General features: G+C 64.7%; 23 protein-coding genes. 13 read left to right on the top strand and 10 right to left on the bottom strand.

The annotated features are described in order from the left end of the window. Positions 1 to 9 precede the first annotated feature (9 nt). From mrdA (D0T21_RS25545) to D0T21_RS25525, 5 genes are read left to right on the top strand one after another with little or no spacing between them, the layout of a single operon-like run. Complete coding sequence (gene mrdA, locus D0T21_RS25545) at positions 10 to 1,992, top strand: penicillin-binding protein 2 (RefSeq protein WP_116992252.1); 1,983 nt, start codon at positions 10 to 12, stop codon at positions 1,990 to 1,992. A gap of 9 nt (positions 1,993 to 2,001) precedes the next feature. Continuing rightward, positions 2,002 to 3,114, top strand: a complete 1,113-nt coding sequence (gene rodA / locus D0T21_RS25540; RefSeq protein WP_116992253.1) for a rod shape-determining protein RodA — start codon at positions 2,002 to 2,004, stop codon at positions 3,112 to 3,114. Continuing rightward, the gene (gene rodA, locus D0T21_RS25535; protein ID WP_116992254.1) at positions 3,114 to 4,259 is read left to right on the top strand and encodes a rod shape-determining protein RodA; all 1,146 of its coding nucleotides are present in this window, start codon (positions 3,114 to 3,116) and stop codon (positions 4,257 to 4,259) included. The genes rodA (D0T21_RS25540) and rodA (D0T21_RS25535) overlap by 1 nt, the downstream gene beginning before the upstream one ends. After that, positions 4,256 to 6,259 carry a penicillin-binding protein 2 gene (mrdA, locus tag D0T21_RS25530; protein WP_116992255.1) on the top strand — a complete coding sequence of 668 codons (2,004 nt, stop codon included), beginning with the start codon at positions 4,256 to 4,258 and terminating at the stop codon, positions 6,257 to 6,259. Before rodA (D0T21_RS25535) ends, mrdA (D0T21_RS25530) begins: the two co-directional genes overlap by 4 nt. 10 nt (positions 6,260 to 6,269) lie before the next feature. After that, on the top strand, positions 6,270 to 7,415 hold the full coding sequence (locus tag D0T21_RS25525; protein WP_116992256.1) for a septal ring lytic transglycosylase RlpA family protein: 1,146 nt from the start codon (positions 6,270 to 6,272) through the stop codon (positions 7,413 to 7,415). A 5-nt stretch (positions 7,416 to 7,420) separates the two neighbouring features. On the opposite strand, the gene D0T21_RS25520 is transcribed toward D0T21_RS25525, so the two are convergent. From D0T21_RS25520 to argS, 9 genes are all read right to left on the bottom strand, one after another. Continuing rightward, the gene (locus D0T21_RS25520; protein ID WP_116992257.1) at positions 7,421 to 8,551 is read right to left on the bottom strand and encodes a sterol desaturase family protein; all 1,131 of its coding nucleotides are present in this window, start codon (positions 8,549 to 8,551) and stop codon (positions 7,421 to 7,423) included. A gap of 40 nt (positions 8,552 to 8,591) precedes the next feature. Next, the gene (locus D0T21_RS25515) at positions 8,592 to 10,829 is read right to left on the bottom strand and encodes a hypothetical protein (RefSeq protein WP_116992258.1); all 2,238 of its coding nucleotides are present in this window, start codon (positions 10,827 to 10,829) and stop codon (positions 8,592 to 8,594) included. An 87-nt stretch (positions 10,830 to 10,916) separates the two neighbouring features. Beyond that, positions 10,917 to 11,609 carry an SPOR domain-containing protein gene (locus tag D0T21_RS25510; protein WP_116992259.1) on the bottom strand — a complete coding sequence of 231 codons (693 nt, stop codon included), beginning with the start codon at positions 11,607 to 11,609 and terminating at the stop codon, positions 10,917 to 10,919. Positions 11,610 to 11,627: 18 nt separating this feature from the next. Next, positions 11,628 to 12,395 (bottom strand): type III pantothenate kinase, encoded by a 768-nt coding sequence (locus tag D0T21_RS25505; protein ID WP_116992260.1) that lies wholly within the window; start codon positions 12,393 to 12,395, stop codon positions 11,628 to 11,630. Next, positions 12,392 to 13,192: a biotin--[acetyl-CoA-carboxylase] ligase gene (locus tag D0T21_RS25500; RefSeq protein WP_116992261.1), complete on the bottom strand. Its 801-nt coding sequence runs from the start codon at positions 13,190 to 13,192 to the stop codon at positions 12,392 to 12,394. The genes D0T21_RS25505 and D0T21_RS25500 overlap by 4 nt, the downstream gene beginning before the upstream one ends. Then, positions 13,189 to 13,995 carry an SDR family oxidoreductase gene (locus D0T21_RS25495; RefSeq protein WP_116992262.1) on the bottom strand — a complete coding sequence of 269 codons (807 nt, stop codon included), beginning with the start codon at positions 13,993 to 13,995 and terminating at the stop codon, positions 13,189 to 13,191. The genes D0T21_RS25500 and D0T21_RS25495 overlap by 4 nt, the downstream gene beginning before the upstream one ends. 2 nt (positions 13,996 to 13,997) lie before the next feature. Next, on the bottom strand, positions 13,998 to 14,669 hold the full coding sequence (locus tag D0T21_RS25490; RefSeq protein ID WP_116992263.1) for a thiol:disulfide interchange protein DsbA/DsbL: 672 nt from the start codon (positions 14,667 to 14,669) through the stop codon (positions 13,998 to 14,000). A gap of 25 nt (positions 14,670 to 14,694) precedes the next feature. Further along, positions 14,695 to 15,390, bottom strand: a complete 696-nt coding sequence (locus D0T21_RS25485) for an SPOR domain-containing protein (RefSeq protein WP_116992264.1) — start codon at positions 15,388 to 15,390, stop codon at positions 14,695 to 14,697. A gap of 21 nt (positions 15,391 to 15,411) precedes the next feature. Continuing rightward, positions 15,412 to 17,121, bottom strand: coding sequence for an arginine--tRNA ligase (gene argS, locus D0T21_RS25480; RefSeq protein WP_116992265.1), 1,710 nt, complete (start codon positions 17,119 to 17,121; stop codon positions 15,412 to 15,414). Positions 17,122 to 17,343: 222 nt separating this feature from the next. On the opposite strand from argS, the gene rsmB reads away from it, so the two are divergent. The 8 genes from rsmB (at position 17,344) to D0T21_RS25440 (ending at position 25,459) form a co-directional block, all read left to right on the top strand. Further along, positions 17,344 to 18,750: a 16S rRNA (cytosine(967)-C(5))-methyltransferase RsmB gene (gene rsmB / locus D0T21_RS25475; protein ID WP_116992266.1), complete on the top strand. Its 1,407-nt coding sequence runs from the start codon at positions 17,344 to 17,346 to the stop codon at positions 18,748 to 18,750. After that, positions 18,743 to 19,396 (top strand): DUF4390 domain-containing protein, encoded by a 654-nt coding sequence (locus D0T21_RS25470; protein WP_199538564.1) that lies wholly within the window; start codon positions 18,743 to 18,745, stop codon positions 19,394 to 19,396. Before rsmB ends, D0T21_RS25470 begins: the two co-directional genes overlap by 8 nt. After that, the gene (locus tag D0T21_RS25465; RefSeq protein ID WP_116992268.1) at positions 19,397 to 21,694 is read left to right on the top strand and encodes an ATP-binding protein; all 2,298 of its coding nucleotides are present in this window, start codon (positions 19,397 to 19,399) and stop codon (positions 21,692 to 21,694) included. A gap of 63 nt (positions 21,695 to 21,757) precedes the next feature. Beyond that, positions 21,758 to 22,471, top strand: coding sequence for a response regulator (locus D0T21_RS25460; RefSeq protein ID WP_116992269.1), 714 nt, complete (start codon positions 21,758 to 21,760; stop codon positions 22,469 to 22,471). Positions 22,472 to 22,487: 16 nt separating this feature from the next. After that, positions 22,488 to 22,895: a GTPase gene (locus D0T21_RS25455; protein ID WP_229211636.1), complete on the top strand. Its 408-nt coding sequence runs from the start codon at positions 22,488 to 22,490 to the stop codon at positions 22,893 to 22,895. A gap of 111 nt (positions 22,896 to 23,006) precedes the next feature. Next, a complete protein-coding gene (locus D0T21_RS25450; protein ID WP_020704859.1) occupies positions 23,007 to 23,264 on the top strand; it encodes a DUF3567 domain-containing protein in 258 nt (85 codons plus the stop codon). A gap of 53 nt (positions 23,265 to 23,317) precedes the next feature. Continuing rightward, positions 23,318 to 24,085 carry a class II glutamine amidotransferase gene (locus tag D0T21_RS25445; protein WP_116992271.1) on the top strand — a complete coding sequence of 256 codons (768 nt, stop codon included), beginning with the start codon at positions 23,318 to 23,320 and terminating at the stop codon, positions 24,083 to 24,085. 93 nt (positions 24,086 to 24,178) lie between these two features. Continuing rightward, positions 24,179 to 25,459, top strand: coding sequence for an EAL and HDOD domain-containing protein (locus tag D0T21_RS25440; RefSeq protein ID WP_116992272.1), 1,281 nt, complete (start codon positions 24,179 to 24,181; stop codon positions 25,457 to 25,459). 19 nt (positions 25,460 to 25,478) lie between these two features. Here D0T21_RS25440 and D0T21_RS25435 read toward each other — a convergent pair whose 3' ends face one another. Continuing rightward, complete coding sequence (locus D0T21_RS25435; RefSeq protein ID WP_116992273.1) at positions 25,479 to 25,868, bottom strand: SPW repeat protein; 390 nt, start codon at positions 25,866 to 25,868, stop codon at positions 25,479 to 25,481. Between the last annotated feature and the right edge of the window lie 127 nt (positions 25,869 to 25,995).

Genomic DNA, 25,995 nt, shown 5'->3' with positions numbered 1-25,995 from the left:
CTGAGCACCATGACTGAACTCAAGGACAACCAACGAGAGCTGCACCAGTTCCGCCTGCGCCTGACGGTGCTGGGCGCGCTGGTGTTTTTCTGTTTCGCCTCGCTGCTGGCGCGCTTCATCTGGCTGCAGGTCTACAAGCATAGCGATTACGTCGCCCAGGCAGAAGAGAACCGCATCGCCATCGTCCCGATCGAGCCCAATCGCGGCCTGATTTTGGACCGCAACGGCGTGGTCCTGGCGCGTAACTACTCGGCCTTCACGCTGGAGATCACGCCGTCCAAGCTGAGCGCCACGCTGGACGAAACCATCGACGAGCTGTCCAAGCTGATCACGGTGGAGACCAAGGACCGCAAGCGCTTCAAGAAGCTGCTGGAGGAATCCAAGGGTTTCGAGAGCGTGCCGCTGCGCACCCGCCTGACCGACGAGGAAGTGGCGCGCTTTTCGGCGCAGCGCTTCCGCTTCCCCGGCGTTGAGGTGCAGGCGCGCCTGTTCCGCCAGTACCCGCTGGGCGAGATCGCCTCGCACGTGATCGGCTACATCGGCCGCATCAACACCACCGAAGCCAAGGCCATCGCCGACACCGAGGACGCCGCCAACTACAACGGCACCGACCATATCGGCAAGGAAGGCCTGGAGAAAAGCTACGAGAAGCAGCTGCACGGCATCACCGGCTACGAGGAAGTGGAGAAATCGGCCGGTGGCCGCGCCATCCGCACCCTGTCGCGCACGCCCGCCACGCCGGGCAGCAATCTGATCCTGTCGATCGACATCGAGCTGCAAAAGGTGATCGAGGAAGCCTTCGGCGAATGGCGCGGCGCGCTGGTCGCCATCGAGCCGGAGACCGGCGACATCCTGGCCTACGTCTCGCGTCCCGGCTACGACCCAAATCTGTTCGTCGACGGCATCGACTCGCAAAGCTGGAACGAACTCAATACCTCGCTGGACAAGCCGATGGTGAACCGTCCGCTGTCGGGCACCTATCCTCCGGGTTCCACCTTCAAGCCCTTCATGGCGCTGGCCGCGCTGGAGCTGGGCAAGCGCACGCCGGGCCAGACCATCTTCGATCCGGGGTCGTTCACGCTGGGCGGCCACAAGTTCCGCGACGATAAGCCGGGCGGCCATGGCACGGTCGACATGTACAAGTCCATCGTCGAATCCTGCGACACCTACTACTACATGCTCGGCAACGAGATGGGCATCGACGCCATCACCGACTTCATGAAACCGTTCGGCTTCGGCCAGCTGACCGGCATCGACCTGGAACACGAGAAGCAGGGTGTGCTGCCGTCCAAGGAATGGAAGCGCAACCGCTTCAAGAAAAATCCCGCGGCGCAGAAGTGGGTCGGCGGCGACACCATTTCCATCGCCATCGGCAACGGCTTCAACACCTACACGCCTTTGCAGATGGCGCACGCGGTATCGAACCTGGCCAACAACGGCATCGTCATGAAGCCGCACCTGGTGAAGATCATCGAGGACAGCGTCACGCGCACGCGCAAGCTGACGGTGCCCAAGGAAAGCTACCGCATTCCGCTCAAGCAGGAGCACATCGACATCATCAAGAACGCCATGGTGGGCGTGACCACCGGCGGCACGGCGGCGCGCGCCTTCGCCGGCGCCGGCTACACCTCGGGCGGCAAGACCGGCACCGCGCAGCTGGTGGCGATCAAGAAGAACGAGAAGTACAACGCCAACCTGATCGCCGAACGCCTGCGCGACAACGCGCTCTACACCGCCTTCGCCCCGGCCGACAAGCCGCGCATCGCCATCGCGGTGGTGGTGGAGAACGGCGGCTTTGGCGCCGGCGTGGCCGCGCCCATCGTGCGCAAGGCGCTCGACTACTACCTGCTGGGCAAACGCCCGAACGAAAAAGAAACCACCCGCGTGCCGAAGGAGGACGCCGAGCTGCGCTCCGTGCAGGACGTCCAGGCCGAACAGGGCGTCAGCGACGACAAGAAGCCGGGCGCTGAAACTCCCGGCAACAAGGAATAAAGGACCAGCATGCGCATCAACGAAAGGCGTTCCCTGTGGCGCCGCCTTCGCCCATATTTCACCGTTTTCGACGTCCCGCTGATGCTGATCATCTGCGCGCTGCTGTCGGTCGGCCTGGTCACGCTGTATTCGGCCGGCATCGGCATCCCCGGCAAGGTCGAAGACCAGTTGCGCAATATCTGCCTGGCCTTCATGGTGATGTGGTTCGTGGCCAATGTCTCGCCGCAGATGATGATGCGGATCGCGGTGCCGGCGTATGTGATCGCGGTGGCGCTGCTGATCGGCGTGGCGCTGTTCGGCACCATCAAGCTCGGTGCGCGGCGCTGGCTGCATGTGGGTATCGATATCCAGCCGTCGGAATTCATGAAGATCGCCATGCCGCTGATGCTGGCGTGGTTCTTCCAGCAGCGCGCTGGCCATCTGCGCTGGCAGGATTACGGCATCGCCGCCGTGCTGCTGGCGATTCCGGTGGGCCTGATCGTCAAGCAGCCGGACCTGGGCACCGCCTTGCTGGTGGTGGCCGCCGGCTTTTGCGTGATCTTCCTGGCCGGCCTGGCGTGGAAGGCGCTGATCGCGCTGTTCGTCGCCGCCGCCGCCAGCCTGCCGGTGATCTGGTCGGTGATGCACGACTACCAGCGCGAACGCGTGATGACGCTGATCGATCCGACCTCCGACCCGCTGGGCAAGGGCTTCCACATCATCCAGTCCACCATCGCGGTGGGTTCGGGCGGCATGACCGGCAAGGGCTGGACCCACGGCACCCAGGCCCACCTGGAGTTCATCCCCGAGCGCACCACCGACTTTATCTTCGCCGTGTTCTCCGAGGAGTTCGGCCTGACCGGTAACCTGGTGCTGATGTTCCTGTACCTGCTGCTGATCGGCCGCGGCCTGATGATCGCCGGGAACGCGCCCAATTTCTTCACCCGTCTGCTGGCCGGCGCGGTCACGATGATTTACTTCACCTACGCCTTCGTCAACATGGGCATGGTCAGCGGCATCCTGCCGGTGGTGGGCGTGCCGCTGCCGTTCATGAGCTACGGCGGCACCGCGCTGCTGACGCTGGGCCTCGGCGCCGGCATCCTGATGAGCATACAGCGCCACCGCAAGCTGGTGCAGACCTGATGCGCGTGCAAGACGGGCGCTCGCTGTGGACGCGCGTGCGGCCTTATTTCACCGTGTTCGACGCGCAGCTGGCCATCATCATGCTGATGCTGCTGTCGGTGGGGCTGGTCACGCTGTATTCGGCCGGCATCGCGATTCCCGGCAAGGTGACGGACCAGTTGCGCAATATCTGCATGGCTTTCCTGGTGATGTGGGTGGCGGCGAACACGCCGCCGCAGATGATGATGCGCATCGCCGTGCCGGCCTACGCGCTGGGCGTGGCGTTGCTGGTGGCGGTGGCGCTGGTGGGCACCATCAAGGGCGGTTCGCGCCGCTGGCTCACCTACGGCGTGCAGGTGCAACCGTCCGAATTCATGAAGATCGCCATGCCGTTGATGATGGCCTGGTTCTTCCAGCGGCAGCAGGGGCAGCTGCGCTGGCATTCCTATCTGATCGCGGCGCTGCTGCTGGCGATACCCGTCGGCCTGATCGCGCGCCAGCCCGACCTGGGCACGGCGATGCTGGTGGTGGCGGCCGGCGCCTGCGTGATCTTCCTCGGCGGCCTGTCGTGGAAGGCGATGGCGGCGCTGGGCGCGACGGCGTGCGCCGGCCTGCCGGCGCTATGGGCCGTGATGCACGACTACCAGCGTGACCGCGTGCTGACGCTGATCGATCCGTATCATGACCCGCTGGGCAAGGGCTTCCACATCATCCAGTCGATGATCGCCATCGGCTCGGGCGGCATGTCCGGCAAGGGCTGGACCCATGGCACCCAGGCCCACCTGGAATTCATCCCCGAGCGCACCACCGACTTTATCTTCGCCGTGTTCTCCGAGGAGTTCGGCCTGGCCGGCAACCTGGTGCTGCTGGTGCTGTACCTGCTGCTGATCGTGCGCGGCCTGAACATCGCCGTCAACGCTTCCACCTTCTTTACGCGCCTGCTGGCAGGCTCCATCACCATGATTTACTTCACCTACGCTTTCGTCAACATGGGCATGGTCAGCGGCATCGTGCCGGTGGTCGGCGTGCCGCTGCCGTTCATGAGCTACGGCGGCACCGCCTTGATGACGCTGGGCCTGGGCGCCGGCATCCTGATGAGCATCCAGCACCACAGCCGCGGCGTGCGCGGCGGCGCCTCCACGCGGGCCTGGGGAGCGGCCGCATGATGGAGATTAAGGATACGGAGCGCGAGCTCCAGCAGTTCCGCGCCCGCGTGACGGTGCTGGGCGCGATGGTGTTCATCTGTTTCGGCCTGTTGCTGGCGCGCTTCATCTGGCTGCAGGTGGTCAAGTACAACGACTTCGCCGTCAAGGCGGAGGAGAACCGCATCGCCATCGTGCCCATCGTGCCCAATCGCGGCCTGATTTTGGACCGCAACGGCGTGGTCCTGGCGCGTAACTACTCGGCCTTCACACTGGAGATCACGCCGTCCAAGCTGGTCATGACGCTCGATGAAACCATCGACGAGCTGTCCAAGTTGATCGAGATCGAGATCAAGGACCGCAAGCGCTTCAAGAAGCTGCTGGAGGAATCGCGGGGCTTCGAGAGCGTGCCGCTGCGCACCCGCCTGAGCGACGAGGAAGTGGCGCGCTTTTCGGCGCAGCGCTTCCGCTTCCCCGGCGTGGAGGTGCAGGCGCGTTTGTTCCGCCAGTATCCGCTGGGCGAGTCGGCGTCGCACGTGATCGGCTTCATCGGCCGCGTCAGCCGCGCCGAGGCCAAGGCCATCGAAGACACCGACGATGCCGCCAACTACAAGGGCACCGACCATATCGGCAAGGAAGGCCTGGAGAAAAGCTACGAGAAGCAGCTGCACGGCGCCACCGGCTACGAGGAAGTGGAAGTGTCGGCCGGCGGCCGCGCCATCCGCACCTTGTCGCGCACGCCGGCGGTGGGAGGCAGTAACCTGATCCTGTCGATCGACATCGAGCTGCAAAAAGTGGTGGAGGAAGCGTTTGGCGAGCGGCGCGGCGCGCTGGTGGCGATCGAGCCGTCGACCGGCGACATCCTGGCCTATGTGTCGCGGCCTGGCTATGATCCCAACCTGTTCGTCGACGGCATCGATGCGCAAAGCTGGAACGAGCTCAATACCTCGCTGGACCGGCCGATGGTGAACCGTCCGCTGTCAGGCACCTACGCGCCTGGTTCCACCTTCAAGCCCTTCATGGCGCTGGCCGCGCTGGAGCTGGGCAAGCGCACGCCCAGCCAGGTGACCTACGATCCGGGCTTCTACTACCTCGGCGGCCATAAATTCAACGACGATGTGGTCGGCGGCCACGGTTCGGTCGACATGCACAAGTCCATCGTCGTCTCCTGCAATACCTACTACTACGCGCTGGGCCACGACATGGGTATCGACGCCATCAGCGATTTCATGAAGCCGTTCGGCTTCGGCCAGCAGACCGGCATCGACCTGGAAAACGAAAAGACCGGTGTGCTGCCGTCGCAGGACTGGAAGCGCAAGCGTTTCAAGGGTGCGGCGGGCAAGTGGGTCGGTGGTGATACCATCTCGGTCAGCAATGGTTCGGGTTACAACGCCTATACCCCGTTGCAGATCGCGCACGCGGTGGCCAACCTGGCCAACAACGGCGTGGTGATGAAGCCGCACCTGGTCAAGATCATCGAGGACGGCAAGACGCGCGCCCGCACGCTGACGGTGCCCAAGGAGAGCTACAGGATTCCGCTCAAGCAGGAGAATATCGACTTTATCAAGGGTGCGATGGTCGGCGTGACCACCGAGGCGGGTGGCACCGGCGTACGCGCCTTCGCCGGCGCCGGTTACACGGTGGGCGGCAAGACCGGCACCGCGCAGGTGATCACCATCCGCTCCGGCGAGAAGTACAACGCCGCAAGGCTGGCCGAGCGTCTGCGCGATAATGCGCTGTTCACGGCTTTTGCGCCGGCCGACAAGCCGCGCATCGTGCTGGCGCTGGTGGTGGAAAACGCCGGCAAGGGTGGCGCCGAAGCGGCGCCTATCGCCCGCAAGGCGCTGGACTACTACCTGCTGGGCAAACGCCCGGCCGGGAAGGACACCACCAAGGTGCCGAAGGAAGACGCTGAAACGGTGCTGCCGGTCGAAGGGCAGACGCTGGAAGAACAAGCCGCTGCGGCCGAATTCGCAACGCGCGCGCCGACGCAGCCAGTGCCGCCGGTGCAGAAAAAACCGTAAGGAAGAAGTGATGCGTATGAACCGTAGCCGTATTTTGAATGTCTGCACCGGGCTGGCCTTGCTGGCGCTGGTCGGCTGCGGCACTGCGCCGACAGTGACCGATACCACCACCACGCCCAAGGCGCCCCGTACTTCCGGCCCGGTCATCAAGGCGCCGTCCAGCGGCAAGCCGGATACCAGCCTGCCGGTGCTGCCGCCGGCGAATTCGGGCCGTGGCGGCTACTATCAGGACGACGGCCCCGGCGACGCGCCGCCGGCCAACCTGGCCGACGTGCCGGACGCCGATGTGCGCAACGATCCGCTGCTGCCGTACTCCAACCGTCCCTACGTCGTCTTCGGCAAGACCTACACGCCGATCACCGGCAACCAGCCGTTCACGCAGATCGGCGTCGGCAGCTGGTACGGCAAGAAGTTCCATGGCCAGCGCACTTCGTCCGGCGAGATCTACGACATGTACAAGATGACGGCCGCGCATCCGACGCTGCCGATTCCATCCTACGCGCGCCTGACCAATCTGGTGAGCGGCGCGGTGGTCATCGTGCGCATCAACGACCGTGGACCGTTCCATGCCAACCGCGCCATCGACGTGTCGTACACGGCGGCGCTCAAATTGGGCTTGCTGGGCAAGGGCAGCCACGAACTCCAGATCGAACGCATCCTGCCGGATGAGGTGGACCGCATGCTGGCCACGCGCGCCGGGGTTTCGGGAACGGTGGCGCCGCGCTTGCAGTCGCAGTCTTCGTCACGGAAGGCGTCTTCGGGCGGCTTGGGTGGCGGCGGTCCGCTGTTGCTGACGCCATCGGCAACGCTGAGCGAGCCGCTGGTGCTGGCGCCGAAAGCCATGCCAGGTGCGTCATCTTCCGACGCGGAAGCGCTGATGCTGACCGACCGCGCACCGGCCGACGCCGAAGCGCTGGCGGCCACCACCGCCAAGGGGAGCTTCTACCTGCAACTGGGCGCCTATTCGCGCGCCGAGAATGCGGAAGTGGTGCGCAACAAGCTGTCGGGCAAAGGCCTGAACGGATTGGAAGTGGTGCAGGGCGGTTCCGTGCACCGTTTGTTCACCGGCCCGTTCGCCACCCGACAGGAAGCGATCCAGGCGGCGCAAGGCTTGCCTTCATCATTAAATCTCAAGCCTATCGTCGTCCAGCGCTGATCCGGTCAAAAGACCGGCCACAATACCGCAGCCGTTGTCACGACTTCGACCAGGTCGATGGCAAACATGTAGGCGGCCGACAAGCGTCCCTGCATGTATGCGCCCAGCGCCCAGAAGCCTCCCATCGCCGCCGTAATCGCCAACGCGGAGCGGGCGTAAGAGAGCATCGCCGAATGCCACAGGCACGCGGCGGCGGCCGTCACGCAAAGGCCGAACTGCGCCAGCGCCAGGTATTGGTTGCGACCGGTCAGCGGCGGATCGTAGCTTGAGCGGGCGGCTTCCAGGTCGAACGGCTGGCCTGGTGAGGCCAGATTGGCGGGGCGCCAGCCCGGAGGTTTCAGCCAGATTTTCACCTTGTCGGACCAGCGCCCCGCTTGCCGCGACAAGTTGAGCAAGACCCAGTATTCCGACACGATGGCCCAGGCAGGATCCCAACTGTTCAACGGGCTGCGCGTGCCGTACACGCAAGGCTCCCGCTCCTCGGCGAAGGTGCCGAACATCCGGTCCCAGACGACCAGCATGCCGCCGTAGTTCTTGTCCAGGTACTGATCGTTGACGGCGTGGTGCACGCGATGGTTGGACGGCGAAGAAAATACCCGGTCGAACCAGCCCAGCTTGCCGATGTGCTCGGTATGTATCCAGAACTGGTACAGCAGCACGATCAAGCCCGCCACGGCGAACTGTTCCGGCTGCACGCCCAGCAAGGCCATCGGCAGGTAAAAGATCCAGCCGATGAAGATCACGGAACTCTCCTGGCGCAGCGCGGTGGAGAAGTTGAAGTCCTGGCTTTGATGATGCACCTGGTGAGCGGCCCACATCACAGCGCATTCGTGGCCCATGCGGTGCAGCCAGTAATCGCAGAAATCAAACAGCACGACGGCAGCGACCCAACCATACCAGGAGGACCAGAAGTCCGCCAGCGACACCAGGTGGACCTTGCCGAACACCCAGGTGTACAGGCCGATCTGGAACAGCTGCGTGAGCACCGCCACCAGTTGGCTGATCAAGCCTTGGCTCAGGCTGCTCAAGGCGTCGTTGAGGCGGTAGGTGTTGCGCTGTTTCACCCATCCGTAGGCAAATTCCGCCACGATCAGCAGAAAGAACACCGGGAAGATCAGGACGATGAATTGTTCCATATTAAAAGGAATGTGAGCGATCAGCCGATAGTTTGCCACCTCACGGCTGGGATGTCTCCACTTTCAGTACGCCCTGGGCGGAGGTGACGTACAGTACCCCCGGCGCGGCGGCGGTGATGCCGTGAATGCCGGCAAGGCTGGCCGGAAGTTTGCCCAGCTTGACCTCGAACTCCCCGCTGCCGCCGACCAACGTGGTGACGACGCCGGCTGCGGTCAGCTTGCGGATGGCGGCGCGGCCGGTGTGCTGCGCATACAAAATCGTGTCGTAGGTTTCGCTTTCGGCCACGTAGACCGTGCCCGTGGCGTCGACCGCGATATCGGCCAGCTTGGAGAACAGTGCGCCGGCGCCGGTGCCGTCGGTGGTGCCGGCGACGCCCAGCTTGCCGGCGACGGTGGATACCGTGCCGTCCGGCGTGATCTTGCGGATCGCGTTGTTGCCGGCGTCCGCCACATACAGATTGCCGGCGGCATCGATGGCCAGGCCGGCCAGCGCGCCAAAGCGGGCCGTTGAGGGCGACCCATCCGCCGCGCCTGGCGTGGAGAGCCGGCCGACCAGGGTAGTGACCGTGCCATCCGGCGTCATCCGGCGGATGCTGTAAGCGTCCGCGATCAGCAAATTGCCGCTGGCGTCGAACGCCAGGCCGGTGATGCTGTCAAAACTCGCCGCCGTGCCGACGCCGTCGATGCTGTTCCCGCCCTGCCAGGAGCCGGCCACCGTGGTGACCTGGCCGGCCGGTGTAATCTTGCGCACCGTGTTGCGGTCGCCGACGTAGACATTGCCGGCCTTGTCCACCGCCATGGCCTGCGGCAACGCGAACTTGGCCGCGCCGCCCAGCCCATCCACCGGCACGGCGACCCCCTCGGTCCTGCCGGCCAGCGTGGATACCACGCCGGCCACCGTGATCTTGCGGATCAAGCCGTTGCCCTGGTCGGCCACGTAGGTGTTGCCAGCGGTGTCGACGGCCAGCCTGGTGGCGGCGTTGAAGCGCGCCGCCTCGCGAACGCCGTCGGCGCTGCCGGTCAATGTCGGTGCGCCTGCCACCGTGCTGATCGCGCCGGCAGCGGAGATTTTGAGGATGGCATGGGCAGCGGTGTCGGCCACGAACACGTTGCCGTTGGCATCGGTGGACAGGCCTCCCAGGCGATTGAACTGCGTGTTGATTCCAACGATGGTGGTGACCACGCCGGCCAGCGTCACCTTGCGGATCGCGTTGCCCTGATCGATGACGATCAGGTTGCCGTCGCGGTCGAACACGATGTCGCGGACGCCGGCAAATTGCGCTGCGGCGCCGACGCCGTCGGCGTTGCCGCCGGTGTTCAACTGTCCGGACACCGTGGAGACCGTGCCGTCCGGCGTCACCTTGCGCACGCTGTACAGGTCGGCGACATACAGCACGCCGCCGGCGCCCACCGCCATGCCCGACGCCCTGGCGAACAGTGCCTGCGCCGCGTTGCCGTCGACGGCCTTGCAACGCATCTGCAGGGTGCCGCGGTCGAAGGTGCAGTCGGGGGCGGCTGCACCGGTCAGGGTGCTGACCATCCCGCCGCTGATCTTGCGGATACGATGGCCGTCGGCGACGTAGACGTTGCCATTTGCCTCAATGGCCAGCCCTTCCGACTGGTCGAATTTGGCGGTGGCGGCCGGGCCGTCGAGCGTGACGATGATGTCCCGGCCATCCACCTGAGGCGCGCCGGCCAGGGTCGTGACGACTCCCGACGGGGAGACTTTCCGGATGGTGTAGTTGTGGGTGTCGGCCACGTACACATTGCCGTTGGTGTCGACCGCGACGCCGTGCGGCTTGTTGAAGTTGGCGGCGGCGCCGGTGCCATCGGTGGTGCCGATGACATGCGGAGCGCCGGCCAGCGTCGTGACGACGCCGGCCGCAGAAATCTTACGAATGGTGCTGTTCTCGGAGTCGGCCACGTAGGCGTTGCCGGCGTTGTCCACGGCGACGTCGTAAGGCTGGTCGAAGCGCGCGGCGGCGCCCGTGCCGTCACTGCTGCCTGGTCCGCCGATGTCGCCGGCCAGCAGACTCAATGTATTTGGCGACGGCGTCAGCGGCGGTGTCACTGGAGGCGTCACCGGCGGCGTCACCGGCGGTATCACGGGGGGCTGTGTCACGGGCGGTATCACCGGTGGCGTCACCGGCGTCGTTGGATCGACAGTCGATGGCGTCGACACCGGGGGGGCTGCGGTGCTGCCGGAGCCTCCGCCGCATGCCGACAGGAAGGCGAGAATGATTAACGACAGAATGCGGTGATCGCGGACCTGCAGCATGATGGTGTGATTAATAAAAGATAATGTTGCCGATAATAACATTTCATTTCAGCGCAATCTTCACCAAATATAACCGTGCTGGACTTATTACTTGCAGGCGTGGCTTTCCGCGTTCGGGTAGCCGGTGCGGAACTGCTCCAGCTTGGCCTTGAGCTCCGTATCCACATCGCGGAACTGGAAGGCCAACAGCTTGCTGCCGCTCATGCGCGGTGCCACGCGCGCGGTGCGCACGCCTTGCTTCATCAGGATGGCCAGCTGATTTTGCGCCGCGCTTTCGGTCTTGAACACGCCCAGTGAAATCCCCCAGCGCAGCGGCGAGTTGTCGTTCATGATGAAGTAGTTGGTCACGCCCAGCGCGCGCAGTTCGCCGGCCTTCTTGTCGGCGCCTTCCTTGCTGCCCTGCGGCGGCATATAAACGATATAGCTCGATACCTCGTTGCCCGGCAGGTTGTGGCGCGACTGGCGGTCGCCCAGGTTCAGCGGCGCCAGTTGGGTTTCGAAGCGGCGCGCGTCGGCCAGCACGAAGCTGCCGATTTCCACGCAGGCCAGCACTTCCGGCGCCGGCTTGGCGCTGGCGGCGGCGCTGGCCGCCGCGGCGGTCGCGGCCGAGGCATCGTTGGCCTTGTCGGCAGAGACGATCGCCAGTTTATCGGCGTTGAGTTGATTGAGCAGGCGCTCCGGTTCGCGCTCGTTGCCGCTGAAATGGCCGAGATAACCTTTGCCGTACGCGAACAGCGCGGCATTGATGGCGACCAGCGACCAGAAAATAAATTTCAGCACGGAGCTTCCCTTGCAACCTTAGTCGGCGCTGCCGGCGGCAGCATGCAAACCGATTAACACGATATTCTCTACGATACGGTACGGCACCTTCAGCATCGGCGCGATATACGGCGCCGCGCCGCCGGAGATGATGCACTCGGCCGCGCCATGCCGCGCGTACGCGTGCTCGATGGCGCCGCTCTGCGCGGCCAGGCAGCCGCTCAGGATGGCGTCGTCGGTATTGTCGGCGAATCCGTCCGGCAGCTTACCGTCTTGCGCAATTTGCGGCAACTGCGCCGTGTTGCGTGCCAGCGAACTGGCCATCAGGCCCAGTCCCGGCAGGATCATCCCGCCCAGGAACATGCCGTCGGCCGTGATGGCGTCGATGGTGGTGGCGGTGCCGCAGTTGGCGACGATGACTTCGCGCCCGGCCGCCAGCGCATGGCCGGCGATGGCGGCGGCGAAACGGTCGCAGCCCAGCTGCGCCGGATTGCGGTAGCCGTTGGTCACGCCGGCCAGCGCCGGCAGCGAGGCAAACCATTCGATCGCCTGCTGCGGCAGGATCATCGCCGGGAAGGTTCGTTGCAGCACGTACTCCAGCTGCACGCGCAGCGCGCCGCCGGCCACGTTGGCGATCAGGATGCGGTTGACGCCGCGGTCGCCCACCGCTTCGCTCAGGTGCAGTTCCAGATGCTGCAGGTCGGCGTGCATGACGGCGCCGTGGGCGATCCATGCGCCCAGTTCCGTGCCCGGTTCGGCCAATGCCCATTTGACGCGGGTGTTGCCGGCGTCGATCAGTAGAATCATGATAGTCCGATAGAGGTAGATAAACGCAGCGAGACGTCGCCGGACAGCACTTCGGCGCGGCCCTGTTCCGTGTCGAGCATCAGGCGGCCGATGGCGTCGACGCCGGCGGCGCGGCCTTGTTGCAGCACTTTGCCCTGGTCGAGGATGACCACTTCCTGGCCCTGCCACGCATGCAGCAGGTTCCAGCGCTCGGCGAAGGGGGCGAAGCCGGTGTCGTCGAATTCGGCCAGCACGGCGGCCAGGCGGCTGAGCAGCGCGGCCATCAGCTGGTTGCGGTCCATCTTGGCCAGCCACGGCGCGGCGGCCACTTCGCGGCCGATCTGCGCTTCCAGCTCGTCCGGCATGAGCAGGTTGATGCCGACGCCGATTACGGCCCAGATGGCGTTGTCGTGGCGGCAGGTTTGGGTTTCGACCAGGATGCCGGCCAGTTTTTTACCGTCGCGCAGCAGGTCGTTGGGCCACTTGATCTGCACCGGCACGCCCAGCGAGGCGATGGTCTCGGCCAGCGCGACGCCGACCGCCATCGGCAGGCCGGACATCCTGTGCAGCGGCCCCTTGAAGCGCCAGGCCAGCGAGAACATCAGCGCGGCGCCGGGCGCGGACAACCAGCTGCGGCCGGCGCGGCCGCGTCCCGCCGTCTGGTTGCCGGCGATGCGCAGCACGGGACCGGCCAGCGTGTCGATGCGGGCCAGCAGGTCGGCGTTGGTGGAGCCGGTTTCGGCGACGGTTTCTATCGCCACATGCGAGGCGCTGGTGGCGCAGTGGACGCGGATGGCGTCGGCGGTGAGTGTGCTCATGATGCGGCCTTGCGTGGTTTGTGCGGCGCATTGGCAAAGGCCAGGTCGTACAGTGGATTCGGCAGCATGCGCAGCAGCTTGGCGACGACGCCCATCTGCCACGGGATCACCTTGTAGCTGCTGCCGGCGGCGATGGTGCGCGCGGCCTTGGCGGCGAATTTTGCGGGCGCCATCAGGAACGGCATCGGGTAGGGATTCACCTGCGTCATCGGCGTGTCGATGTAGCCGGGGCAGAGGGTGACGACGCGGATGCCGTAGGGCTTCATCTCCAGCCGCAGCGATTCGCAGTAGCTGATCACGGCCGCCTTGGAGGCGCTGTACGCCTCGGCGCCGGGCAGGCCGCGGATGCCGGCCACGCTGCCGATGCCGACCAGCCGCGCCGGCCGGTTTTGTGTTTTCAGCTGCGCTTTCATCACCGGGATGAACGGCGCGAACGTGGCGGCGGTGGCCACCACGTTGGTGGCGATGACGGCTTCGAATACGGGGATGTCTTCGGCGAACTCGGTCAGCGTGCCGACCGAGATGCCGGCGTTGGCGATCACCACGTCGATGCCGCCGGCGTGCGCCATGAAGGCTTGCGCGGCGGCGGCAATGGCCGCGTGGTCGCGCACATCGACCGCGTAGGCGCGGTGGCGTTCAGGGTTGGGGAGGGTGGCGATCAGCTGGTCCAGCATTTCGCTGCGGCGGGCCAGCAGGCCCAGTATGGCGCCTTGCGCCGCGTATTCGGCGGCGAGGGCCGCACCCAGGCCGCTTGAGGCGCCGGTGATGAAGACCCGCTCCGGCCCGGCGCCCTGTTTGCTCATCTTTATTTCTTTTCCGCTTTCGCCTTGGCGACCAGGATGTCCATCACTTGCGTGGCTTCGGTGTGCAGTTCGGCTTCGGTGGTGGCGGCCTTGGTGCCTTCGTTGGCCATGGTCGGCGAGGTGACGTATTTGCCGTCGATGGCGATCATCGGCCACGAATCGACGCCGTAGGCATCCATCATCGAGGTCGAACGGCGCACGCTGCCGGCGACGCCCAGGCCGCGATAGATCTCAATGAACTTCTGGCGGTCCACGCCCTGCTTGGCGGCGAAGTCGAAGGCCATCTCGTCGCGGTTCATGCGGTTGTGGTTGACGTGCATCTCGGTGAAGATCTTGGTGTGCATGGTGTCGTTCAGCAGGCCCATGGCGCTGAGCGTGAAGAACAGCTTCTGCTGCGGCAGGTCGGTGCCGCTGCGCGAGATGTGCATGCGCTTGAAGACGATGGCGTCGCCCTGTTTCTTGACCCAGGCGGACAGCGATGGATCGAAAGCGAAGCAATGCGGGCAGGCGTAGTCGAAGAACTCGATGACTTCGACCTTCTTGCCGCTATCGACAGCCTGCGGCGTCGCCAGCGTCTTGTATTCGACGCCGTTCTTCGGATCGGCCGGGGAGGCCGACGACAGGGCAGCAACACTCAACATCAATGCACCGACTACGTATTTCATGAATCGCATCTGGACACTCCTGGTTTATTTTTGCTTATTTCTGATTACGCACGACGGCGACGTCGATGCCGTTTTCGGACAACTTGCTACGAACCTTGTTCATCGTTTCGACCTGGTTGTATGGGCCAAGGCGCACGCGGTGCAGCACGCCGGTGTCGGTGGCGCGGTCGGAGAGGTTGGCCTCGAAGCCCAACAGGGCCAGCTTGGCGCGGGCGCTCTCGGCGTCGGCCACTTCGCGGAAGGCGCCGGCTTGCAGGTAGTAGATGAATTTGTCGTCGCCGCTGTCGGCGGCAGGCGCCGGCTTGGCAGGCGTCGGCGTGACGTTGGCGGCGGCAGGGATGGCTGGCGCCGCGGCTTTTGGTTTTTCAACCGGAGCAGGGGCCGGCGCCGGCGCTGGAGCCGCCGGCGCGGCCTGGATCTTGTCGACCACCGCTTGCAGCGGATCGGCCGGAGGCGGGGCCTTCGGCGTTTCCTTGGCAAAGTCCTTGGCCGCTTCGCGCACCGCTTCCTTGTTGCCGTACATAGGTTTGTTCGGATCGGCGGCCTGTCCCGCAGTCGGTTCCGCAACCTTGCTGGCACGCCCCTTGTCGGTGAACGGCGTCGAGCCCTTGTTGATCACCAGGGCGACGACGACGGCGATCGCCAGGCCGATGACCAGGCCGATGACGATGCCGATGATGGTGTTGCCCTGCTGGCGCGAACGTGGGGTAAGGCTGGTGCGGAAATTCATTGTGCGGGATGTCCTTCGCAATTACATTTTGTTGGGAGCGGAGACGCCGATCAGCGCCAGGCCGTTGCGCAGCACCTGGCGGGTGGCCACCATCAGCGCGATACGGGCCGCCTTCAGTGCCTCGTCGTCGACCAGCACGCGCTCGGCGAAGTAGAAGCTGTGCAGATTGGCGGCCAGGTCGCGCAGGTAGAACGCGATCTGGTGCGGGCCCAGTTCCGCTTGCGCGCGCGCCAGCGTTTCCGGGTAGGCGGCCAGGGTCGCCAGCAGCGTCGCTTCGGTCGGCGCGGTCAGCGGCGACAGGTCGACGTTGGCCAGGTCGGCTTCGTTGCCGGTCCACTGTTCCAGCATGCGGCAGATGCGCGCGTGGGCGTACTGCACGTAATACACCGGATTCTCGTCCGAGGTTTTCAGCGCGACGTCGACGTCGAACACGAATTCGGTGTCGGCCTTGCGCGAGATGAGGAAGAAGCGCACCGCGTCGCGGCCTTTTTCGATGTCACCGCCGCCCGACCATTCGATCAGGTCGCGCACGGTCACGTAGGAGCCGGCGCGCTTGGAGATCTTGACCTCTTCGCCGCCCTTCATCACGGTGACCATCTTGTGCAGCACGTAGTCCGGGAAGCCTTGCGGGACGCCGACGTTGACCGCCTGCAGGCCGGCGCGCACGCGGGCGATGGTGCCGTGGTGGTCCGAACCCTGGACGTTGATCGCCTGGGTGAAACCGCGCTGGAACTTGACGATGTGGTAGGCCACGTCCGGCACGAAGTAGGTGTAGGTGCCGTCCTTTTTGCGCATCACGCGGTTCTTGTCGTCGCCGTAGTCTTCGGTGCGCAGCCACAGCGCGCCTTCTTCTTCGTAGGTCTTGCCGGACTTGTTGAGCATGTCGACCGCCGCATCCACCTTGCCGTCGGCGTACAGCGACGATTCGAGGTAGTAGTTGTCGAACTTGACGCCGAAGGCTTGCAGGTCGATGTCCTGCTCGTTGCGCAGGTAGGTCACGGCGAAGTGGCGGATCGATTCGATGTCTTCGATGTCGCCCGAGGCGGTGGCCGGCGTGCCGTCCGAGGCCGACACGGTTTTCTTCAGCAGGAAGTCGGCGGCGATGTCGGCGATGTAGTCGCCGTTGTAGGCCGATTCAGGCCACTGGGCGTCGCCCGGCTTGTAGCCGCGCAGGCGCGCCTGCACCGAGTTGGCCAGGGTCTGGATCTGCACGCCGGCGTCGTTGTAATAGAACTCGCGGGTCACGTCGTAGCCCTGGGAGCCGAACAGCGACGACAGCGCGTCGCCCAGCGCCGCCTGGCGGCCGTGGCCCACGTGCAGCGGGCCGGTCGGGTTGGCGGAGACGAATTCGATGATGACTTTCTTGCCGGCGCCGGCGGTGGCTGCGCCGAACGAGGCGCCCTGCGCCAGCACGGCCTTGACCACGGCCTGCTTGGCGGCGGCGCTCACGCGCAGGTTGATGAAGCCTGGGCCGGCGATGTCCGCCGATTCGACCAGGCCTTTGCCGGCCGGATTGGCCAGCAGCGCATCGACCACTTTGGTGGCCAGCTCACGCGGGTTCATTTTGAGCTGCTTGGCCAGTTGCATGGCGATGTTGCAGGCCACGTCACCGTGCGACGGGTCGCGCGGTCGCTCCAGCACGACGTTGGCAGAAACTTCGGTTCCAGCCAGGATAGGTGCGAGGGCGGCCTGGAACAGGGCGGTGATATCTTGTTTTTGTTGGGCGAGCATGAGCAAAATGGCGGCTGAACCGCGTGTGTGAATACATCCGAAAGCGAAAACGGCCGGCACTCTGGCACCGGCCAAACAGCGGTAATTATACTGGTTTGCCGCAGCCGGGTCATCGCAGGCGGACGCGAACGTTACAAGCGTTACAATCAGCTTCATCGCCTTGTCATATGCACTGCTGTATACTGCGCGATCACGCCCGCCGGCAATACCTGGAATTAGCATATGAACAAGCAGCGCCCGACGCTCTCCCTGAAGTCCCCCGCCAAGGCGGCAGCGCCCAAGCTGCGCGCCAGCCATGCGCGCGAGCTGAAACCGGCGCTGCAAACCAGCTTCCAGACCGGCCTCAAACCCGATTCGCTGGCTTACAGCCTGATCGGCGCGGCGCAGGCGGTGGCCCAGGTCCGCACCGGCACCAACCTGCCGCAGGCGCTGGCCCAGGTCTGGGCCAGGGGCGACGCCAGCCCGCAGGCGCGCGGCGCGATGCAGGACATCGCCTACCGCTGCATGCGCCAACTGGGCCAGAGCGAGAGCCTGATCGGCCTGATGGCGCCGAAGGCGCCGGAGCCGCTGGTGGCGGCCCTGCTGGCCTGCGCGCTGGCGCTGATGACGGCGCCGGACGAAGTCCAGCCCTACGAAGAATTCACCGTGGTCGACCAGACCGTGACGGCGGCCGACGCCCATCCGGACACCGCGCGCGCCAAGGGCATGGTCAACGCCGTGCTGCGCCGCTTCCTGCGCGAGCGCAAGGCGCTGCTGGAGACCGCGTTGCTGCAACCGGTGGCCAAGTGGAACTACCCGCAATGGTGGATCGACGCCGCCAAGGCCGCCTGGCCGCAGGACTGGCAGGGCGTGCTGGCGACCGGCAACACCGCGCCGCCACTCACTTTGCGCATCAACGCCCGCAAGACCTCGATGACCGCATACCTGGCCACGCTGGAAGCGGCCGGCATGGCGGCCACCCAGATCGGCCCATACGCGGTGCGCCTGGCCAAGCCGGTCGGCGTGACCCTGATCCCCGGCTTCAGCGACGGCCTGGTGTCGGTGCAGGACGCCGGCGCCCAGCTGGCCGCGCCGCTGCTGGACGTGCAGGACGGCATGCGCGTGCTGGACGCCTGCGCCGCGCCCGGCGGCAAGACCTGCCACATCCTGGAACTGGCCGACGCCAGCGTGACGGCGCTGGACGCCGACGCCAAGCGCCTGGCGCGGGTCGGCGAGAACCTGGAGCGGCTCGGCCAGCAGGCCACGCTGCGCGCCGCCGACGCCCAGAGCGCCGGCTGGTGGGACGGCAAGCCGTTTGACCGCATCCTGGCCGACGTGCCGTGCACGGCGTCGGGCATCGTGCGCCGCCACCCGGATATCCGCTGGCTGCGCCGCAAGGGCGACACCCTCCAACTTGCAACACTTTCGTCCAAAATCCTCGACAACCTTTGGCAGATGCTGGCGCCGGGTGGTAAATTGCTATTCGTGACATGTTCCTTGTGGCCGCAGGAATCCGAAGCCCAGGCAGCCGCTTTTGCAGTGCGCAACCAGGCTGTGCGGTTGGATGCGCCCGGCCAGTTGCTCCCCGCCGGTGGCGCAGGGCAGGATCACGATGGTTTGTTCTACGCGCTGTTCCAGAAAAATGCGTAGCCGTTTTGCCTGCTTAGTTGCCCGCATAATTGCCCATACGCCAACGACGGACCTTTTGAACACCGGCCCCCACGTGACATCACGATTTTTTCGCCTCCTGATCGGACCACTGCTGCTGATAATGGCCTGCCTGCTGCCGCAGACGGCCGGCGCCGCCGACGGCGTGGATATCCGTCGCTGGCAGATCGAAGCCAGCGACGAGGGTTACCGCCTCAACGCCAAGTACAGCTTCGAGCTGACCCACGACATGGAGGACACGCTGCAATACGGCGTGACCCTGTACTTCACCACCGAAATCGAGTTCACCCGTCCGCGCTGGTACTGGTTCGACGAGAAGGCCATCGTCAAGCGCCAGACCATCAGCCTGTACTACAACGTGCTGACGCGCCAGTACCATGTGACCATCGACGGCAATGTGCGCCAGACCTTTTCGACACTGGACGACGCGCTGTTCCTGATCCGCAGCCCCAACCGCTGGGTGGTGGCGCCGCGCGGCGCGCTGGAGGTCGGCAAGACCTACAACGTCAAGCTGAGCATGGGCCTGGATCCGAACTACGTCTCCAAGCCGCTCAAGGTCACTGCCCTCAACAGCGCGGAATGGCGCCTGGCGTCCGACAAGAAAATCTTCCAGTACAAGGCGGAGTAAGTGAGCACTGCCCTGCGGTATTTTTCCGTCGTCGGCGGCGCCATCATCAGTATCCTGCTGTTCCTGCTCGCTTCCGCTTCCGACAACTCAGGCTTCTTCGACCGCTATTACGCCTGGCTGCTGGGCCTGAACGCGGCAGTGGCCGGTGCGCTGCTGCTGCTGGTGGCCGTGTCGCTGTTCCGCCTGTACGGCCGCTACAAGAGCGGCAAGTTCGGCTCCAAGCTGATGACGCGGCTGGTGCTGTTGTTCGCCGCCATCGGCGTGCTGCCGGGGCTGGTGATCTTCCTGGTGTCGGTGCAGTTCGTCTCCCATTCGATCGAGTCGTGGTTCAACGTGCCGGTCGAGGAGGCGCTGGAGTCCGGCATCAACCTCAGCCGCGCCGGCCTGGACGCGGCGCTCAAGGACTTGACGGCCACCGCCAACAAGACCGTGCAGCAGCTGGCCGAACAGCCATACGGCACCGAGCGCGCGGCGCTGGCCGGCCTGGTCAAGGGCCAGGCGGGCATGCAGAACGCCATCATCGTCGATGCCGAAGGCGGCCTGATCATCAGCGCCCGCGCCAACCGCAGCGGCAACCTCAGCGCCGACCTGCCGACCCGCGAAATGATGGCCAAGGCCAAGGAGAGCGATAGCTACGGCGCGCCCGAGGGCGGCAGCGAGCTGCGCAGCAACCTGATCAACGCCCCCGTCACCACCGTCGACAGCACCAGCCAGCTGCGGCTGCGGGTGGTGATGGCGATCCCGGACCGAGTGCAGGACAACGGCACCCACCTGGCGCCGCGCTACCTGCAACTGATCCAGCTGGCGCCGGCGCAGCTGGCCGCCGACGGCGAGACCATCCGCAGCGCCTATTCGGACTACAAGGAACGCTTCGTGGCCCGGGTCGGCCTGCGCAAGATGTACATCGTGACCTTGACCTTGACCTTGCTGCTGGCGGTGTTCGGCGCCATCGCCAGCGCCTTCCTGATCGCCAGCGACCTGGCCCAGCCGCTGCTGCTGTTGGCCGAGGGCACGCGCGCGGTGGCCGAGGGCGATTTGTCGCCGCGGCCTATCGTCGCCACCTCGGACGAGCTGGGCACGCTGACGCAATCGTTCAACACCATGACACGCCAGCTGTCGGACGCCCGCAGCGCCGTCGAGCGCAACCGCTCGGCGCTGCAAAACGCCAAGGCCCACCTGGAATCGGTGCTGGCCAATATGTCGGCCGGGGTGATGGTGCTGGACCATGAATTCCACCTGATCAGCTGCAACGACTCGGTCGAGCGCATCCTGCAGCAGGCCGGCGTGACGATGATCGGCCAGAAGCTCGACGAGATCGAAGGCTTGCAGGAATTCGGCGGCGCTATCGTGGCCGCGTTCGCGGCGCAGAGCGCGCAGTCGGCGGCCGGGCGCAACCTGCAGCGGATGCACTGGCAGCGCCAGATCGAGGTGCCGCGCCGCTCCGCCAGCCTGGACGACAACGACCAGACCCTGCTCACGCGCGGCTCGCGCCTGCCGGTCGAAAGCGGCGGCAGCGGCTACCTGGTGGTGTTCGACGATATTTCCGACGTCATCTCGGCGCAGCGTTCGATCGCCTGGGGCGAGGTGGCGCGCCGTTTGGCGCACGAGATCAAGAATCCGCTGACGCCGATCCAGCTGTCGGCCGAACGCCTGCAGATGAAACTGGAAGGCAAGCTGTCGGCAGCCGACAATGAACTGCTCAACAAGGGCACCGCCACCATCGTCAACCAGGTGGCGGCGATGAAGCGCATGGTCGACGATTTCCGCGATTATGCGCGGACGCCGCCGGCCGTGCTGGAGCCGCTCGACCTGAATGCGCTGGTGGAGGAGATCCTGCACCTGTACCTGCGCGGCGAAGGCGACGACATCATCCACCCGCAACTGGCGCCCGGCCTGCCGATGGTGATGGGCGACCAGACCCAGCTGCGTCAGGTCATCCACAACCTGCTGCAGAATTCCCAGGACGCGATGGCCGAGCGGCCGGAGGGCGCGCCGCAAGCGCACATTGACGTGATCAGCGAAGCCATTCATTATCAGGGCGCGGACGGCACCACGCGCACGGCGGTGCGGCTGGCGATCTCCGACAACGGGCCGGGATTCGCGCCGAAAATCCTGGCGCGGGCGTTCGAACCGTATGTCACCTCGAAGGCCAAGGGCACCGGCCTGGGGCTGGCGATGGTGAAAAAAATTATCGATGAACATGGGGGCCGGATCGATATCCAGAACCATGTCGATAGAAGTGGCGCGTCGGTATTGATTTTGCTGTTAAAGTTAGCACCGGCGACGCAAAATACCTAAGTAGCACTGATTAAAAAAATCATTGTTGGCCATGAGCTGGCGAAATGAGGAAGGCAAGGGAAGATGGCAAACATTCTGGTAGTGGACGATGAAATGGGTATCCGCGAGTTGCTCTCGGAAATCTTGAGCGACGAGGGACACGCAATACAATTGGCGGAAAACGCCCAGCAGGCGCGCGAGGCGCGGGCCGGCGGCGCGCCCGACCTGGTGCTGCTCGATATCTGGATGCCGGATACCGATGGCGTGACCTTGCTCAAGGAGTGGCAGCGCGACGGTTTGCTGACCATGCCGGTGATCATGATGTCGGGTCACGCGACCATCGATACGGCGGTCGAGGCGACCCGCATCGGCGCGCTGAACTTCCTGGAAAAGCCGATCGCCCTGCAAAAACTGCTGAAAGCGGTCCAGCAAGGCCTGACCCGCGCGCAGGAAACGGTGCGCGCGCCGGCGCTGGCGCCGCGTCCGATCGCGGCGGCCCAGGTCGAGGAGGCGCAAAACGCCGGCTTCAACCAGCCCAACCCGGCGGCGGCGATCTCCGTGCGCGGCGGCGCCACTGTGGCCGGCGCGGACAACCACATGTTCAACCTGTCGTTCGACCTGCCGCTGCGCGAGGCGCGCGACGCCTTCGAGCGCATGTACTTCGAACACCACCTGGGCCGCGAAGGCGGCAGCATGACGCGCGTGGCCGAGAAGACCGGGCTGGAACGCACCCACTTGTACCGCAAACTCAAGCAATTGGGTGTGGAGCCGGGCAAACTCGCAAAAAAGGGCGCCTGAGCCCGTGACCGGACCCATGTCCACCGGTGCAGCCCCCAAGCGGGCGCCGGTGCCGACCTGGCTGGTCATTGGCTCCCGCGCCCGCGAGCGCGAAGCTGCCATCGCCGCACACCTGGAAACCGGTGTGCCCAGCGTCGTCATCCTGGAAGGCCTGTCGGACGGAAGTTCGGCACTGGCCTTCGACCCCGCCGTTACTCCCCCGTCAATAGATTCCGTACCGCAAGTGTTGCGTATTGCCCCAGGCTGTCTTCATTGCAGCGGCAATCTCATTTTGCGAGTAACATTGAATCGGGTGTTGCGCCGTCCACCCGCGCGGCTCTACATCAGCCTGGCATCCGCCGAGCACCTCGAACTGCTGCGTTCCTGGCTGTCCGAGACGCCCTACGGTGAATTGCTGGATTTGCAATCCGACATCGCGGCCTAAGCCCCGCCCGCTGATCGGCCTTGATTTGGCCTTGAATCGTCCGCTTTCAGCCCCATTTCGGTACTGAAGGCGCAACCGATAAGTGTTACGCCCCTTGTGAAAGGAAGCAACATGAACCTCATCTATAACAGCGAGCAATACAGTGTTGTCGAATTTGGCGCGGACCGTACCCTGGATGCGCTGCGTTTCGGCGGCTATGAGATAGTCGACAAAGGCGGCAAGCGCGAGATCTTTATCAACGGCATCCTGGCGCAGAATTTCCGCCGCGACGTCAATGAACTGATCGCCGGCGAACCGACGATGGCGGAAATCGATGAATTTTTGGGCAGTTATGATGAGCTGATGAGCCATCCGGTGCTGCTGCACTAAGAAAAGCGGGCGGCGCATGGTATGGTTCTGCTGTAACAACAGAGAACCAGACCATGTGCCAACTTCTAGGAATGAACTGCAATGTCCCGACCGACATTGTGTTCAGCTTTACCGGCTTCGCCATGCGCGGCGGCCAGACCGATACCCACCATGATGGCTGGGGCATCGCCTTTTTCGAAGGCGCCGGCGTGCGCCACTTCGTCGACCACCAGGCCGCGATCGCCTCGCCGATCGCCGAGCTGATCAAGCGCTACCCGATCAAGTCCACCAACGTCATCGCCCACATCCGCAAGGCCACGCAGGGCCAGGTGGCGCTGGAGAATTGCCATCCCTTCGTGCGCGAGCTGTGGGGCCAGTACTGGGTGTTCGCCCACAACGGCGACCTGAAGGAGTTCGCGCCGGTGCTCAACGGCGCCTACCGCCCGGTCGGCAACACCGACAGCGAACAGGCGTTCTGCTACATCCTGCAGCACTTGCGCGCCCGCTTCGGCGAACAGCGCCCGCCGCTGGCAGAACTGCGCGCCGCGCTGGCCGACATGACGCGCGAAATCGCCGGCTACGGCACCTTCAACATGCTGCTGTCGTCCGGCGGCGAGCTGTTTGCCCATTGCTCGACCAATCTGTACTACCTGGTGCGCCAATATCCGTTCGACACCGCCAAGCTGTCGGATGAGGATGTCAGCGTGGATTTCTCGCAAGTGACCACCCCCAACGACCGCGTCGCCATCATCGTCACCCAGCCGTTGACGACCAATGAACAATGGACGGCGTTCGCTGCCGGCGAATTGAAACTGTTCATCGACGGGGTTCCTCAGGCCTAGGACCGAGCCAAATTATCCGCGACAGGGGCAAGTATTACTGTCAAAATATTAGTACGGCGAAATATTAGCCCCATGTTTTGACTGATAGAAGCGATGATCGATCTCTCCCTACACGATACCGGCGCCCGAAGCCTGCGCGTGCGCGAATTCTATCTGGGCCGCCAGCCTATCCTGGACCGCAACCAGACGCTGTTCGGCTACGAGTTGCTTTTCCGCAACGCTCCGGTCGGCCCGGCACATATCACCAGTGAATTGTCGGCCACGGCGGCCGTGATCGCCCATGCCTCGCAGCTGGGCATGGAAAAAACCATCGGCGACGCCCTGGGCTTCGTCAATGTGGATGCCGATGTGCTGATGACCGACATCTTTTCCTTCCTGCCGCGCGAAAAAGTGGTGCTGGAAGTGGCCGCATCCATGCCGTTGACGCCGCAGGTGCTGGCGCGCATGACGGAACTGGCCGGCCACGGCTTCAGCTTCGCGCTGGATGACGTCACCGGCGACAGCCCCAACGTGGCCGCGCTGCTGCCGCTGACCGAATACGTCAAGATGGACATGCGCAATATTCCGCTGTCCACGCTGGCGAAGCTGGCCCCGCGCTTCCACCAGGACAAGAAAAAGCTGGTGGCGGAAAAGGTCGAGACCCGCGAGGAATTCAAGAATTGCCTGGACCTGGGCTTCGATTACTTCCAGGGCTATTATTTCGCCAAGCCGGTCATCATGAGCGGCAAGAAGCTGTCGCCGTCGCAGCTGGCGGTGATGGAGCTGATGACCCTGGTCACCTCGGAAGCGGACAACCTGGAAATCGAGCGCGCCATCAAGCGCGACGTGTCGCTGGCGCTGAACCTGCTGCGCCTGGTGAACACGCCAGCCGTCGGCGCCCGCCAGCGCATCGATTCGCTGAGCCAGGCGGTGACGATACTGGGCCGCCGCCAGCTACAGCGCTGGCTGCAAATCATGCTGTACGCCGAGCCGAGCAAGCGCGGCCATAGCATGACGCCGCTGCTGATGCTGGCGACCACCCGCGGCCGCCTGCTGGAACTGTTGGCCGGCAAGCTGCGTCCCAGCCAGCGGCAGGCCGCCGACATCGCTTTCACGGTCGGCATCATGTCGCTGATGGACACGCTGTTCGGCATCCCGATGGCCGAGATCCTGGCGCAGATCCCGGTCAACGAGGAAGTGTCGGAAGCCTTGCTGTACCGGGGCGGCTTCTTCGGCGACCTGCTCAAGCTGGCCGAATGCATCGAACGCATCGAAGAAATGGACGACCACATCGTGCCGACGCTGCGCGACCTCGCCATGTCCACCGACGAACTGGTGGAACTGGAAATGGCCGCCTTCGAATGGAGCGACAACGTGGTGCGCTACGCGCTGTAACGCACCACGCCGGGTCACGTCACGTTGCGTGGCCCGCGCCCGGCCAGTGCTTGTGCAGCTCGGGATCGGTGCGCATCTCCCACAACGCCAATACCGCCACGGCGACGCCGACCACCACCGAGTTCCACATCAGCTCGCGGTTGTCGGCGATTTTCAGCACCCACGGCGAAACCGCCACCCATATCCCCACCAGCAGATTGAGCACCACGGCCCAGAAGTAGGTCTTGTACAGATCGAACGCCGCCAGCAGCGCCACCACCGCGCCGGAGATGAACGCGGTCCATGCCTGGATCGACGGTATCGGATAAGCGAACACCCATGGTGAGATGAAGAACCACAGCCCCAGCAGCAGGATCACCTGATCCTGCCAGCGTTTGGCGGATGGATTGTTTGCCAGATTGTTTGCCATATCTGCCTCCCTGGTTACTAGTCAACACCTGCCGCCGGATGGCGGCGTTCATTCTTAGGCCGCGCAACAACGCAAAAGTTCACGCCTGTCGCTATTGTCTTGCCATTCAAGCATCACCCCGCTATGC

It is taken from the genome of Duganella sp. BJB476, from assembly GCF_003416895.1.
Lineage (GTDB): Bacteria > Pseudomonadota > Gammaproteobacteria > Burkholderiales > Burkholderiaceae_D > Rugamonas.
The sequence above is the reverse complement of the archived record's forward strand: the minus strand, read 5'-3'. Positions and strand labels throughout refer to the sequence as shown.

What these genes read in the sequence shown, in the direction of transcription:
- D0T21_RS25435 (WP_116992273.1), bottom strand. Translation starts at nt 25,868, where the DNA reads ATGGCAAACAATCTGGCAAACAATCCATCCGCCAAACGCTGGCAGGAT.
- D0T21_RS25440 (WP_116992272.1), top strand. Translation starts at nt 24,179, where the DNA reads ATGATCGATCTCTCCCTACACGATACCGGCGCCCGAAGCCTGCGCGTG.
- D0T21_RS25470 (WP_199538564.1), top strand. Translation starts at nt 18,743, where the DNA reads ATGCGTAGCCGTTTTGCCTGCTTAGTTGCCCGCATAATTGCCCATACG.
- D0T21_RS25520 (WP_116992257.1), bottom strand. Translation starts at nt 8,551, where the DNA reads ATGGAACAATTCATCGTCCTGATCTTCCCGGTGTTCTTTCTGCTGATC.
- argS (WP_116992265.1), bottom strand. Translation starts at nt 17,121, where the DNA reads ATGCTCGCCCAACAAAAACAAGATATCACCGCCCTGTTCCAGGCCGCC.
- rodA (WP_116992254.1), top strand. Translation starts at nt 3,114, where the DNA reads ATGCGCGTGCAAGACGGGCGCTCGCTGTGGACGCGCGTGCGGCCTTAT.
- D0T21_RS25495 (WP_116992262.1), bottom strand. Translation starts at nt 13,995, where the DNA reads ATGAGCAAACAGGGCGCCGGGCCGGAGCGGGTCTTCATCACCGGCGCC.
- mrdA (WP_116992252.1), top strand. Translation starts at nt 10, where the DNA reads ATGACTGAACTCAAGGACAACCAACGAGAGCTGCACCAGTTCCGCCTG.
- D0T21_RS25500 (WP_116992261.1), bottom strand. Translation starts at nt 13,192, where the DNA reads ATGAGCACACTCACCGCCGACGCCATCCGCGTCCACTGCGCCACCAGC.
- D0T21_RS25515 (WP_116992258.1), bottom strand. Translation starts at nt 10,829, where the DNA reads ATGCTGCAGGTCCGCGATCACCGCATTCTGTCGTTAATCATTCTCGCC.
- D0T21_RS25525 (WP_116992256.1), top strand. Translation starts at nt 6,270, where the DNA reads ATGCGTATGAACCGTAGCCGTATTTTGAATGTCTGCACCGGGCTGGCC.
- D0T21_RS25445 (WP_116992271.1), top strand. Translation starts at nt 23,318, where the DNA reads ATGTGCCAACTTCTAGGAATGAACTGCAATGTCCCGACCGACATTGTG.
- rsmB (WP_116992266.1), top strand. Translation starts at nt 17,344, where the DNA reads ATGAACAAGCAGCGCCCGACGCTCTCCCTGAAGTCCCCCGCCAAGGCG.
- D0T21_RS25460 (WP_116992269.1), top strand. Translation starts at nt 21,758, where the DNA reads ATGGCAAACATTCTGGTAGTGGACGATGAAATGGGTATCCGCGAGTTG.
- D0T21_RS25485 (WP_116992264.1), bottom strand. Translation starts at nt 15,390, where the DNA reads ATGAATTTCCGCACCAGCCTTACCCCACGTTCGCGCCAGCAGGGCAAC.
- D0T21_RS25490 (WP_116992263.1), bottom strand. Translation starts at nt 14,669, where the DNA reads ATGCGATTCATGAAATACGTAGTCGGTGCATTGATGTTGAGTGTTGCT.
- D0T21_RS25505 (WP_116992260.1), bottom strand. Translation starts at nt 12,395, where the DNA reads ATGATTCTACTGATCGACGCCGGCAACACCCGCGTCAAATGGGCATTG.
- mrdA (WP_116992255.1), top strand. Translation starts at nt 4,256, where the DNA reads ATGATGGAGATTAAGGATACGGAGCGCGAGCTCCAGCAGTTCCGCGCC.
- D0T21_RS25450 (WP_020704859.1), top strand. Translation starts at nt 23,007, where the DNA reads ATGAACCTCATCTATAACAGCGAGCAATACAGTGTTGTCGAATTTGGC.
- rodA (WP_116992253.1), top strand. Translation starts at nt 2,002, where the DNA reads ATGCGCATCAACGAAAGGCGTTCCCTGTGGCGCCGCCTTCGCCCATAT.
- D0T21_RS25455 (WP_229211636.1), top strand. Translation starts at nt 22,488, where the DNA reads ATGTCCACCGGTGCAGCCCCCAAGCGGGCGCCGGTGCCGACCTGGCTG.